This is a genomic window from Altererythrobacter sp. (genome assembly GCF_050299635.1).
GTDB lineage: Bacteria > Pseudomonadota > Alphaproteobacteria > Sphingomonadales > Sphingomonadaceae > Erythrobacter.
The window spans coordinates 1-12,501 of record NZ_JBNKWF010000015.1 but is presented as its reverse complement, the minus strand read 5'-3'; the positions used below and the strand labels follow the sequence as shown (position 1 = coordinate 12,501).

Below are 12,501 nucleotides of genomic sequence, written 5' to 3'. Positions count from 1 at the left end.
TTTTCTGATTACGCCGTTCAAGGAATAGGAGAACCAGGATCGCGGGCGTGCCACAGCTCCGGTCAATTGGTCACGGGCAGGTAGTTGAGCCACTTCGCAAGCGAACTGACCCTTTCGACAAACAAGTCTTTGGCTTCGATATGGGCTAGCTCCTGAGTCGGAAGATCCACTGTCCCATCCGTTCCTGTGGAAATTGCTCTCCCTTCGGTTCAATTCGAATGCTAGATGTGCGGGCCATGTCTGATACGGACTCGGCGCGCGACCTTGATCGCATCTCCCGCCGCAAGGCATTGCTGCTGCTGTCATCGTCAATTTTCCTGGCGACCTGTGGCGGTGGTGGAGGCAGAGGCGGTGGCGGCTCGCCCACGCCGACCCCAACGCCGACTCCGACCCCAACACCGACGCCTACACCCACTTCAGGGCCTGCCTGGTTTGGCTATGGGCGGGATGCGCAGCATACCGGCCAAAGCGACATCGCATCGCAGGATTTGGGAGTCATTGCCTGGTCAACTCCGGTCGATCTGGCGCCGCAATATACGCCATCGGGAGCTCTGCTCACGCATTATGGCTCACCGATCGTCACGACCAACAATACGGTGGTCCTGCCGGTGAAGACCACTGCGACCGGAAGCCTGCGTATTGAAGGCCGCAATGGCGCAAGCGGGGCGCTGATCTGGTCGGCAACTACGGATTATGTGTTTCCGCCTCATAATTGGGTCCCGCCGTACAATCCGCAATTGACCGCGCAGGGGCGGCTCTATGCTCCGGGCGCGGGCGGAAAACTGCTGATGCGTACAGATGCCGATGCTGCGACAGGTACGCTGACGCCTGTCGTGTTCTTCGGCGAAGCCACTTACAACGCAGACCCGGCAACCTATGACACCACAGTGTTCATCAACACGCCGCTCACTGCTGACGCCGCGGGCAATATCTTCTTCGGCTTCCATGTGACGGGCGCAAACCCGGCTGGTCTCGTCAGCGGTATCGCTCGGGTCACGCCCGCAGGGGTCGGTACCTGGGTAGGTGCGGCCGCCGCAGCGGGCGATGGTTCGATCGAGAAGCCGGCAATGAACTGTGCGCCGGCAATTTCGAACGATGGCGGCACTGTTTACATTGCGGTCAACCAGCCTCGCGTGTCGGGGGTGGTGCAGACGGGCTATCTGCTGGCGCTTGACAGCACAACGCTGGCGACGCGGGCCAAGGTAGCGCTGGTGGACCCCAATCTGGGCACCGGCGCGCGTATCAGCGACGATGGCACAGCCGCGCCCGTCGTCGGGCCGGACGACAAGGTTTACTACGGTGTGCTGGAGGCGCAATTCCCCACCCACAATGCGCGTGGCTGGCTGCTTCAGTTTGATGCGCAGCTCGATCCGGCGGGCGTGCCGGGAAGTTTTGGCTGGGACGTTTCGCCCAGCATCATCCCGGCTTCCATGGTGCCGTCCTATTCCGGCTCCGCCAGCTATCTCATCGCGGTCAAATACAACAATTACAATGGCGTCGGGACCGGTGACGGACTGAACCGGCTCGCGATCCTCGACCCGACCGGGAGCCAGGCCGATCCAATCATACCGAGCGTGACGGTGATGAGCGAAGTGCTGACGATTCTTGGCCCCACGCTCGATGGCGGATCGGCGACTGCAAGGCGCGAATGGTGCATCAACACCATGGCTGTCGATCCCGAACGCAATTCGGTGCTTGCCAACAATGAGGACGGGAAGATGTACCGGTGGGATCTCTCGACCAACACGCTCTCGCAGAACATCCGGCTGACCTCCGGACTTGGCCAGGCCTATACGCCGACGCTGGTTGGTGCCGACGGCGGAGTCTATGCGATCAACAATGCAACCCTGTTTGCGATCCGCGCCAGCTGATCATTGGCCAAAGGGTTCGCGGCGGAATGGATCGCCGAATCGCTCGTCAGCAATCAGCACCGGATCATTGAGCGTATTCAGAAAGGCAACCAGTGCTGCGCGATCGGCTCCGCTGAGCGACAGCCGCTGTGGACGCGAGCCCTGCTTCAGACGCGGATCAAGCGCAGAGCCATCCTCAATTCCGCCGACGTAGAAATCAATCACCTGTTCAAGCGTCTCAAATCGGCCGTCGTGCATATAGGGCCCGGTCAATCCGACATTGCGCAGAGACGGTGCCTTGAACCGCCGGGTCTCGCCTGCATCAAGCCCGTTGCTGCCCGCGTTTCCTTCCAGCGCGAAGGTTGGCGGGAGATGGCAAGCCGAGCATCCCGCACCGCCCCGGTCCACGCCGGTCATGAACAGATATCGGCCGCGATTTTGCTGCGGCGTGAAATTGGGCAGGTCGACGTCCAGCGCCCGGTTTGGTGCCTCCGCTGAAAAGACCTTCGCATAACCTTCGTCCCAGCGGCTCGAGCTTGAAACCATGGCCCGCACGAATTGGGCAAGTGCGCGTTGAATACGCGGTTCACTTATCTTCGATGTGCCAAAAGCCCATTCGAACAGCTCGGGATAATATTCGGTCCGGTCCAGTTTTGCGATCAGGTCGTCAATGTCGCCTGCGGCACCTCCCCAGCCAAGCTCAACCAGGCTGTGGATCGGGTCGCTCACCTGATCTTCCACGGTCTTTGCGCGTCGGTCCCAGAACGCCGTGCCGGGTTGCCAATAGCGCAAATTGGCCAGCCGCATCGAGTGGGCTTCAGTAGTGGCTGCGCTGCTGATCCCGTTGCTGAACCGCATAGGGTCGGTAAATCCGAACGACTGCTGGTGGCAGGACGCGCAGGACGCACGGTCATTCGTGCTCAATCGAAGATCGTAAAACAGAACCCGGCCCAGTGTCGCGATCCGATCGTCAGGCGGGTTCGATGCAGGGCTGTTGTCTAGTACCGAAACCGTTCGATCGAAATAGGCTGGCAATTCGGGCGAGGCGTAGTTCGCAACTCTGGCAAAGTCGATCGTGGTGGCTTCTCTTACGCCGTCCGGAGTTACCGCGGTCTGGCCACTTTCCGGGTTGCTGCATGAAGCCAGCGCGAGCGGCAATGCGAGCGAGAGGATGAATGTGGTGAGGCGCATGTCCTGCAATCTGTATGACCGATCGCTGCGTAGAGCTACTCTGAAGCTGGATCATTCGCCAACAGGCATCGACAACCCTGCAAGGCGATTTGGCCCATTCCTGTGGAAACGCCTCTCCCACAGCGGCGCGCGCGTTGCTAAGCGCGTGAGCAATGTCTGACGTGATTGATATGCCCGAGCCCGATCCCTTTGACGCTATCGTAGATGCGCCGTTCGATTCCGCGCTGGAAGAACGCTATCTCGTCTATGCGCTCTCGACCATTACCGCGCGCTCGCTGCCTGATCTGCGTGATGGGTTGAAGCCGGTTCACCGTCGCTTGCTGTGGGCGATGCGGCAATTGAAGCTCGATCCGAATAGCGCATTCAAGAAGAGCGCGCGCGTGGTCGGTGACGTGATCGGCAAGTACCACCCGCATGGTGATGCGTCGGTCTATGATGCGATGGTTCGCCTGGCGCAGGATTTCGCGCTGCGTTATCCGCTGGTCGAGGGACAGGGCAATTTCGGCAATATCGATGGCGATAATGCCGCCGCCTATCGCTACACCGAAGCGCGACTGACCAAGACCGCCTTGCAGTTGATGCAAGGCCTCGACGAAGGCACGGTCGATTTCATCCCGACCTACAATGGCGAAGAGCAGGAGCCGGAGATATTCCCCGGCCTGTTCCCCAATCTGCTCGCCAATGGGGCCAGCGGGATCGCGGTAGGCATGGCGACCAATATTCCCAGCCACAATGTGGCCGAGATTATCGACGCCACGCTGGAATTGATCGACAATCCGCATGTCGAACACGCGCGGCTGATGGAACTGTTTCACGGGCCCGATTTCGCGACCGGCGGCCAGATCGTGGACCCGCCGGCCCAGATCGCGGACGCCTATGAGACGGGGCGCGGTTCGTTCCGGGTGCGCGGTGTCTTCCACGCCGCCGAAGCGGACAAGGCAGAGGATCGCGATGCAGGCATCGAACGGCTTGGCGGGGGCCAGTGGCAACTCGTCATTTCGGAAATCCCCTACCAGGTCCAGAAGGGCAAGCTGATCGAGCAGATCGCACAGGCGATCGCCGACAAGAAGCTGCCGATCCTGGACGATGTGCGCGACGAGAGCGATGAGCAGATCCGTATCGTGCTGGTCCCGCGCAGCCGCAATGTCGATCCTGAACTGCTCAAGGAATCGCTGTTCAAGCTGACCGATCTCGAAACGCGCTTCGGCCTTAACCTCAATGTGCTCGACGCTACGCGCACGCCGATGGTGATGGGCCTGAAGGAACTGCTGCAGAACTGGACCGCGAGCCAGATCGACATTCTCCAGCGCCGCAGCCAGCACCGGCTGGACCAGATCGCGCGGCGGCTGGAACTGGTCGAAGGCTACATCATCACCTTCCTCAATCTCGACCGCGTGATCGAGATCATCCGCTACGAGGACGATCCCAAAGCGGTGATGATGGAGGAATTCAAGCTCACCGAGCGACAGGCCGAAGCGATCCTCAACATGCGGCTCCGCAGCTTGCGCAAGCTTGAGGAAATGCAGCTGCGGCAGGAGAAGGACGAGTTGCTGGCGGAGCAGGACGAGCTCGAAAAGCTGCTCGGATCGCCCGCACGCCAGCGCACGCGTTTGAAGCGCGACCTCAATGCGCTGCGCAAGGAATATGGTGAGGACACCGCGCTGGGCCGCCGCCGCACGCGGATCGAGGAAGCAGCGCCCGCGGTCGAGTTCAGCATGGACGCGATGATCGAGAAGGCGCCGGTCACGGTGATACTCTCGAAAAAGGGCTGGATTCGCGCGGCCAGCGGGCATGTCCCGCTCGACCAGGAGTTCAAGTACAAGGAAGGCGACGAGCTGGGCTTCATCGCCCATGCCCAGACCACCGACAAGATCCTGATCGCAGCGGAGAACGGGCGCTTCTACACACTTGGTGCTGACAAGCTCCCCAGTGCGCGCGGCTTTGGCGAGCCCGTGCAGTCGATGATCGACCTCGAGGCGGAAACCCGCGTCGCAGGCATGGTGGTGCACAAGCCCGAGGGCCGGTTGCTGCTTGCCTCAAGCACGGGCAAGGGCTTCGTCGCGGAAACCAGTGAATTGCTGGCCGAAACGCGCAAGGGCAAGCAGGTGGTCAACCTCAAGGGCGATGCCAGGTTGGTTGTCATGCGTCAGATCGGCGAAGGACATGACCATGTCGCCTGCGTGGGCGAGAACCGCAAGCTGGTCGTGTTCAACCTGGAAGAAGTGCCCGTGCTGGGCCGTGGCCAGGGCGTGATGCTGCAACGCTATCGTGACGGCGGGCTTTGCGATGCCAAGACCTTCGTTCTGGCGGACGGGCTGAGCTGGCAGATGGGCGGGAAGGGCGATCGCACCCGGACCGAGAGCGATATCTGGCAATGGAAGGTCGCGCGCGGCGCGGCGGGCCGGATGCCGCCGCAGGGCTTCCCGAAGGACAATCGCTTCTCGGGAGAGTGACCCTCCCGGCAATAGAAAAAGGGCCGCAGGCGCATCCGCCCACGGCCCTCAATCAACCCAGCGGTTCGAGCTTACTGGTTGCTGACAGTCGCGCCGTCGATCTGGGCGAGCGTGAACAGCGCCATCAGCGCGCCGCTCCCGTCGACCGCAAAATGCTCGCGCTTGAGCGTGACGAGGCCAGCTTCGCGTTCGACAACGACAGCATCGGTTTCGTCATTGATTTCCTTGACCATCCCCGCCGATTGCCCGTCTGCACTCACAACAGAAGCGCCGACCAGCAGCGCGGCGTCACGCTTGGCGGCAGCGGCAGCGACCTGCTGGTCCATCATCTGGTTGAGCTGAACCTTGGTGACGGTAATGGTCGGTCCGGTTTCACCTTCGCCAAAGGATGCAAGGCCCAGCGGGACCTTGTGCTTGCCCGTGTCGAGCACTGCCTGGCCATTGGCCACGCTTTCAATCGTTCCGACAGGATTGCCTTCGGGGCCATAAACGGTTGCACCGGCCTGTACATCGGCAGCGCTAGCCGCGATCGGGGTCGCCGCCAGGGCGGTGGCCAGGATGGCAAGCTTCGCGAATTTCATTCAATCTCTCCAATTTCTCAACTTCAATAGCGCCGCCAACCGTTGTCCAGTAGCGGCGCCGGCGACCTCGGGATGAATTGTCTGGCATGCCGAATAGGGCCGGCTCGCCATATGTGCAGGGCACACAAAGGGCCCTTGCGGTGACGCGCCATAGCTAAAAGCAGGGCGGCGTGACAACCGTCTCTGTTGTAGCGCTACCAATATGAAGCCCCGCTTAAGACGGGTTCAGGCTAGGAATCGCCTTTGTGCCCAGCCAGTTCCGCGTCGAGCAAGCTTGCGATTCTTTTTTCCCCGGGGAAGCCTTCTTCGATCCATTTGGCCTCAACAGCGCGCAATATTCTTGCGACATCCGGGCCGGCGGCTACGCCGCGCGCGACGATCTGCCCTCCCTTCAGGGGGAGGCGAGGGACCTCCCAATCGCGCAAGGGAGAGGTGTCCCCGCCTTGCAGCAGCACCCGATCGATGGCGCAGGCCAGGTCCTCGAGATAGGCCAGCGCACGCGCGTGTGAGAGGTCGCTTTCCTGCCGGTCGGCGTCGCAGACGAGATGTGCCCGCTGCGCTCGCGAAAGCCGCAAGCGCGCTGCCACCGTCTCCGCAATTTCCGCAATTGGCGGCAGCAAGGCGGCAAGTCGGCGGATCGGATCGGGCGCAATTCCCTGATCCTGTTCTGCAGCGATGAGGCGCTCAAGCGCGTCGATGTGCGGCTTGCAGGTTTCCGGCAGGATCACGCCGAGTACCCCGCGAGCGAACATGCGGGCGACGGTCGGGTGAGGGTTAGGTAGAGCGAGGATGGCGAGCAGTTCCATCGCGATCCGTTCGCGGCTCAATCCTTTCAGTGTCGGGGCCAGATCGGCGCAGGCTTCCTCCGCCTCCTGGTCCAGCTCGGCGCCGAAGCGCGCCTGGAAGCGAAAATAGCGCAGGATGCGCAGATGATCTTCCGCGATCCTCGCGCGCGCATCGCCGATAAAGCGTACGCGCCGCGCGGCAAGGTCATCAAGCCCGCCGAAATAGTCGGAAATCTCCAGTGTTTCGGGATGGGCATAGAGCGCATTGATGGTGAAATCGCGCCGCGCGGCGTCTTCCTCCCACGCCTGGGCAAAGGCGACGGTGGCGCGGCGGCCATCGGTCGAGACGTCACGACGCAAGGTGGTGATTTCGACCGGCCCGTCGCGCAGAACTGCCGTCACGGTGCCATGATCGATCCCGGTTGGGACGGTGCGGATGCCCGCGTCCTTGCACATTTGCATGACGACATCCGGAAGGTGGACAGTGGCGCAATCGACGTCGGCGACAGGCGTATGCAGCAGCGTGTCGCGGATCGCACCGCCGACCCAGCGAATGTTCTCCGCTCCAAGCGCAGCGATCAGCGCGCGCAGTCCCTCTCGCTCGGTCCACTCCGCTGCCTTCAGATCAGCGCTCATCGAACAACCCCTCATGTCCGATCCGGCGCGACAGATTGGCGATAATCGCTGCAGTGACGCCCCAGATACGAAAGCCCTTGTAGTGCATTTCGAGGTATTGGCGCATCTCCCCCTTCCAAAAGACCTCCTGTTCGGTCCAGTTCTCGCGCTGGAGCAGGAGCGAGAGCGGTGCTTCGAACCAGTCTTCGACTTCATGCGGATTGGGGGTCAGATCGAGATCGGGCGGGATAACGGCAAGCACGGGCGTTACGTCGAAGCCTGTGCCTGTCCGATAACGATCGGTGGTGCCAATCACGCGCACATGTTCTCGGTGCAGTGCGAGCTCCTCTTCCGCCTCGCGCAAGGCCGCCTGGACTGCGTTCTCACCCGGATCGATCTTGCCTCCGGGGAAAGCGACCTGGCCAGGATGGTTGCGCATATCTTGCGGGCGCTGCGTCAGGATCACGCCGGGGCCGTCGAAATCCGGCCTATCGCTTCGCTGCTTGAGGCCGAAAGGACGCGCGGTCACCGCGATCAGCACGGCCGCATCGGCGGTCCGCTCTGCATGAGCGAAGCGCGCATCGCTGAGCAGATCGGGGATGTCTTCGCGATGCCCCTGCTCCAGAAGGGCCGCAAGCTGGTCATAAAGCGCATTCATGCGGGCAGCAGCGAATAACGCTCCCCCTGGCTTTCGACCGTCCAGTCGTCGCTTTCCGCTAGCGCGATCTCTGCAAGCTGCTGGTAAGTGCTGCGGTTGAGCCGCGCTTCGCAGCCGCGCCGGACATGGAGATAGATCGCGGGAGTTTCCGCATCGCCGCGTGCGATGAGCGCATGGTCCGGCCCGGCGATCACCAGTTCATCAGTACTGAGGCGGAAGGCCAGCCCATCATCCTTGCGTGCCACATCGGTGGCGATGAAGCCCGCATCTTCCACTTCGATCGTCAACTTCTCGAACGGTGTCACGAGCCAATGTTGACCGGACTCGTCGCGCGTCAGCAGACCGGAAAAGGCGCGGACCATTGCCTCGCGGCGGATCGGCGATCCTTCATGGAACCATGTGCCGTCGGCAGCGATCCGCATCATGCTGTCGCCCTGCTTCTCGGGTGCCCATCCTTCCACGGGGGGCAGCTTGCGCGCGGCAACCTGCTCGGCGATCTCGGCCAATGTCAATTCGGCCAGATGGGGTGGGGGCTCATAGGGCATCTGGAAATGGCGATGCCAGATGAGGTCTAATGACTCAATCCTCCCCGTCGCGGGGAGGGGGACTACCGCAAGTGGTGGAGGGGTGCAATCGGCGATCGAGCTTGCCAAGGGTGCACCTCCACCCCGAGCCGCTACGCGTCTCGCGGTTCCTCTCCCCCTGTGGGGGAGGAATGCCAAGGCCCCAACATCCCTTCGGCAGGAAGGATGGCGGGATTGGCACAGCGGGCGAGCAGGCGCGCAGGATCGTTGGGGCCCGGGCAATGCCAGCCGCCGGTGTGTTCTGCCCTGAAGCCGAAGAACCGGCCGTAATATTCGGGATCGCCGATCATCACCTGCGGCAAAGATGGCGCGTCTTGCGGGCCGTTGTCCACCGCATCGAGCGCCGCGACCATCAGCGCCTTGCCATAGCCCCGGCTCTGGTGCTCTGGCAGGACCGCGACCGGGCCAACCATCAGCATCGGATGCGGTCGCCCGTCGGGATCGGTCAGTGCCACCGGCCAGACCTGGATCGTCCCGACAAGCATGTCCTCATCGTCGAGAGCAGCGAAGCTCAGAGCTTCGAGCCATTGGGTTCCTTCGCGGATGCGGTAAGCGGTGCGGGCATGGCGATCCGGCCCGAAAGCACGGTCGAGCAATTGCTCAATCAGCTCGGGACTCACATTCGCAAGAGGGATCAGACTCGCCATGGGGCCGCGCGATTAGGCCTGTTGCGCAATGCTGTCGATGAAATTGCGCTTGGGGCGCGACGATTAAGGCTTTGGCGTGAGCCTCAGCAGGTGCGCGCCTTTGCCGTCCTCCAGCAGCCACAGCGCACCGTCCGGGCCTTCGACCACTTCGCGGATGCGGCTGTCGAAGCCATAACGGGCCGCTTCGCGCGCGCTTTCGCCTTCGATTTCGACCCGTACGAGCGATTGAACCGAGAGCCCCGGAATCAGTGCATCGCCGCGCCAGCCGGGGAACAACCCGCCGCGATAGAAATGCAGGTCTCCTGGCGCGATGACCGGATTCCAGCTGATCGCAGGCGCGGCGAGGTCGGGGCGGGTCTCATGATCGGGAATCCCGCTTCCATTATAGTGGACGCCGTTCGACACGACCGGCCAGCCGTAATTCGCGCCGGGGTCCACCAGGTTGAGCTCATCGCCGCCGCGCGGGCCATGCTCGAGATTCCACAAGCGCCCCTCTGCATCCCAATCGAGCCCCAGCACATTGCGGTGGCCGAAGGACCAGATCTCGTCGCTCGGCGATCCGCGCTCAGCGAAGGGGTTGCCCGCGGCGGGCGTCCCGTCGAGATTGAGCCGCACGATCGTGCCCAACGTGTTTGAAGTGTCCTGCGCAGGCGTCAGTTTCTGCCGATCTCCGCTTGAGACGAACAGATAGCGCTCATCGGGTGAAAGCAGCAGACGATGCGAGTAGTGGCCGCGCCCTGTTACCTTGGGCCGCTGGCGCCAGATCACTGTAAGTCCTTCCACCGCGCAATCCCTGCTCGCGGTGCAGACGAGCTGGCCCTTGCCCACCGCTGCGCCGCGCGCATCGCCTTCGCCCGCTTCGGCCCAGCTCAGATAGATCGTGCGCGAGCCAATCGTGTCTGAAGCTTCGCTCTGCAGGAAAGCGACATCGCCCAGGCCGCCCTGTCCGCCGTAATCGACCTTCGGAGCGCCCGAAATCGCGAAGCTCTCGCCGCTGGTCGTGTCATAGCCGCGGATCGTGCCTGCCTTCTCGGTCACGACCAGCACATCGGTGCCGGGTAGGAAATCCGCCGCCCAGGGCTCGTCGAACGTCGCCTGTTCCTCGATTGTGAACGCTTCGCTTGCATCGACACGTTCACTTGCAGGAGTGTCCACACCCACCGTGGCTCCGCAGCTTGCGGTCAGCAGCAGCACGAGGAATATGGGGGGCGACATTTTTGCAAGCGTGGTCATGCAATCAGGAACTCCTCAAATCGAATTTGGTGCCGCACCATTGGTCGTGGGCGTGGACGAAGCGGGACGTGGCCCGCTCGCCGGCCCGGTTGTCGCGGCAGCCGTGGTTCTTGGCCCATCCTGCCCCAAAGGGCTCGACGATTCCAAGCGTCTTTCTTCCAAACGCCGCGCTACACTCGATGAAGGTATCCGCGCGAGTTGCGCCTGGGCCGTGGCGGTGATCGAGCCTCCCGAAATCGACCGGATCAATATCTTCGCAGCAACCATGCAAGCGATGACCGAAGCGGTTGGCAGGCTGGTTCGACTGCTGCCTGGTTCGCCGCAATCCGTGTTGATCGACGGCAATATGACGCCGCATGGGCGCTGCGACGGCTGGTGCTGGCCGGCACGGGCGATAGTGGGCGGGGACGGGATCGAGCCTGCCATCTCCGCCGCATCGATCATTGCCAAGGAATGGCGCGACAGGCTGATGGTTGAAGCTGCCGCGACTCATCCGCATTACGGCTGGGAACGCAACAAGGGCTATGGAACCGCCGAGCACATGGAGGCGTTGCGTTTACATGGACCCACACCGCTCCACCGCCGCAGTTTCGCGCCTGTCGCGCAATTGTCTCTTCTTTAGCCGAGATTATCGCTTACATCCTGCTTCATGATCGAAGCGATTCTGTTCAGCCTTGCGGGGCTAGCCGGGCTGGCAGTGGGCGGTGAACTGCTGGTGCGCGGTTCTGTCGGCATAGCCCGGCATCTGGGTATCTCCCACCTCATCACCGGGCTGGTGATCGTCGGCGCCGCGACTTCCATGCCTGAAATGGTCGCTAGCGTGGAAGCCGCGCTGATGGGCTCGCCCGAACTTGCCTGGGGCAATATCGTCGGATCCAACCTCGCCAACACTCTTCTCATCCTCGGCGTTTGCGCGCTCGTAATGCCTATCGCGCTTACCGGCACCGGCAAGCGTGATGGCGTCATCGCATTGTTGGCGACGCTGGTGCTGTGGGCGGTGACGGCGCTGCAGATCGGATCGATGTGGCTCGGCGTGGTGCTGCTCGCTCTGCTGGTGGCCTATATCTACTGGCGCTACAATCACCCGCGACCGACCGACGAGGAGGTGGATGACGAACCCGCTCCGGCCATCGGGCTGGCGGGGCTGTTCTTTGTCTCCGGGCTAGTGCTGCTGGTACTCGGCGGCAATCTTCTGGTCGGTGCAGCGATCGACCTCGCCGAACTGATCGGCGTGAGCGAGACGGTGATCGGTCTGACGGTGGTCGCCGTCGGTACGTCCTTGCCCGAGCTTGCAGCTTCGATCGCTGCAGCCGTGCGCGGCAAGCCGGGGCTGGCGCTGGGCAATGTGATTGGATCGAATATCTACAACATCCTGCTGATCGGTGGTGTGACGATGAGCGTTGCGCCGCATCCGGTACCCGCCAGCCTGCTTACCTATCAGCTGGTGCTGTTGGCGGTTTCGGCATTCGCGCTACTCGTCATGCTGGCGACGGCGAAGCAGATCGGCCGCGTCGCGGGCGCGGCGCTGGTGATGATTTTTGCCGTCAACACCGCCATGTCGCTGGCGGGTTGATCGATCGCGCCAATTAGCCAGCGGCGAATGCCTTGGCCTTCAATTCCTTGATATAGTTCCGACCGAAAGCCTCGGCCGCTTCCGGATCGGCGGGAATGCCTTCGGTCTGGTCGGATGCATCGAGCAATTCGTCGCGGCTGTTCACACGGGGCAGTGGCTCGGCGGGCACAGCCACGCCCAGGAATGCGCAGAGCGGTTCCCAACCCTCCTTGGGGTTGTAAACCAGCAGGCGTTCCGGCGGCAGGCTGTCGATCACTTCCTGGTTCCGCCGGGCGAACCAATCGGTCATGAAGGCGCGGTCATTCACGCGGTCTCCGAATGGCGCGAAGAC

At 62.4% G+C, this 12,501-nt stretch carries 12 protein-coding genes; 4 read left to right on the top strand and 8 right to left on the bottom strand.

The genetic code is table 11. From position 1 onward, the window contains the following. The first annotated feature begins 236 nt into the window (after nucleotides 1-236). Complete coding sequence (locus ACQY6C_RS09340; protein ID WP_427968006.1) at nucleotides 237-1,871, top strand: hypothetical protein; 1,635 nt, start codon at nucleotides 237-239, stop codon at nucleotides 1,869-1,871. On the opposite strand, the gene ACQY6C_RS09335 is transcribed toward ACQY6C_RS09340, so the two are convergent. Beyond that, nucleotides 1,872-3,041, bottom strand: a complete 1,170-nt coding sequence (locus ACQY6C_RS09335; protein ID WP_427968003.1) for a cytochrome-c peroxidase — start codon at nucleotides 3,039-3,041, stop codon at nucleotides 1,872-1,874. It abuts the gene before it with no gap. 152 nt (nucleotides 3,042-3,193) lie between these two features. Between ACQY6C_RS09335 and parC the strand changes: the two genes are divergently transcribed. After that, nucleotides 3,194-5,494 carry a DNA topoisomerase IV subunit A gene (gene parC / locus ACQY6C_RS09330; protein ID WP_427968000.1) on the top strand — a complete coding sequence of 767 codons (2,301 nt, stop codon included), beginning with the start codon at nucleotides 3,194-3,196 and terminating at the stop codon, nucleotides 5,492-5,494. 71 nt (nucleotides 5,495-5,565) lie between these two features. Here parC and ACQY6C_RS09325 read toward each other — a convergent pair whose 3' ends face one another. The 6 genes from ACQY6C_RS09325 to ACQY6C_RS09300 all read right to left on the bottom strand — a co-directional run bounded on the left by ACQY6C_RS09325 (nucleotide 5,566) and on the right by ACQY6C_RS09300 (nucleotide 10,597). Continuing rightward, nucleotides 5,566-6,075, bottom strand: coding sequence for a hypothetical protein (locus tag ACQY6C_RS09325; RefSeq protein WP_427967997.1), 510 nt, complete (start codon nucleotides 6,073-6,075; stop codon nucleotides 5,566-5,568). 230 nt (nucleotides 6,076-6,305) lie between these two features. After that, a complete protein-coding gene (locus ACQY6C_RS09320; protein WP_427967994.1) occupies nucleotides 6,306-7,496 on the bottom strand; it encodes a CCA tRNA nucleotidyltransferase in 1,191 nt (396 codons plus the stop codon). After that, nucleotides 7,486-8,133: a CoA pyrophosphatase gene (locus ACQY6C_RS09315; RefSeq protein ID WP_427967991.1), complete on the bottom strand. Its 648-nt coding sequence runs from the start codon at nucleotides 8,131-8,133 to the stop codon at nucleotides 7,486-7,488. Before ACQY6C_RS09315 ends, ACQY6C_RS09320 begins: the two co-directional genes overlap by 11 nt. After that, entirely contained in the window at nucleotides 8,130-8,678 is a 549-nt protein-coding gene (locus ACQY6C_RS09310; RefSeq protein ID WP_427967988.1) for a DUF1285 domain-containing protein, read from the bottom strand. Before ACQY6C_RS09310 ends, ACQY6C_RS09315 begins: the two co-directional genes overlap by 4 nt. Nucleotides 8,679-8,809: 131 nt before the next feature. Beyond that, nucleotides 8,810-9,364 carry a GNAT family N-acetyltransferase gene (locus ACQY6C_RS09305; protein ID WP_427967985.1) on the bottom strand — a complete coding sequence of 185 codons (555 nt, stop codon included), beginning with the start codon at nucleotides 9,362-9,364 and terminating at the stop codon, nucleotides 8,810-8,812. Nucleotides 9,365-9,427: 63 nt separating this feature from the next. Further along, a complete protein-coding gene (locus ACQY6C_RS09300; protein ID WP_427967982.1) occupies nucleotides 9,428-10,597 on the bottom strand; it encodes a PQQ-dependent sugar dehydrogenase in 1,170 nt (389 codons plus the stop codon). Between ACQY6C_RS09300 and ACQY6C_RS09295 the strand changes: the two genes are divergently transcribed. Both ACQY6C_RS09295 and ACQY6C_RS09290 read left to right on the top strand, forming a co-directional pair. Beyond that, nucleotides 10,596-11,219: a ribonuclease HII gene (locus tag ACQY6C_RS09295; RefSeq protein ID WP_427967979.1), complete on the top strand. Its 624-nt coding sequence runs from the start codon at nucleotides 10,596-10,598 to the stop codon at nucleotides 11,217-11,219. The genes ACQY6C_RS09300 and ACQY6C_RS09295 overlap by 2 nt on opposite strands. A gap of 27 nt (nucleotides 11,220-11,246) precedes the next feature. Beyond that, nucleotides 11,247-12,170 carry a calcium/sodium antiporter gene (locus ACQY6C_RS09290; RefSeq protein ID WP_427967976.1) on the top strand — a complete coding sequence of 308 codons (924 nt, stop codon included), beginning with the start codon at nucleotides 11,247-11,249 and terminating at the stop codon, nucleotides 12,168-12,170. A 13-nt stretch (nucleotides 12,171-12,183) separates the two neighbouring features. On the opposite strand, the gene ACQY6C_RS09285 is transcribed toward ACQY6C_RS09290, so the two are convergent. Continuing rightward, on the bottom strand, nucleotides 12,184-12,501 hold a 318-nt coding region (locus ACQY6C_RS09285), incomplete at its 5' end, for a sulfotransferase (RefSeq protein WP_427967973.1).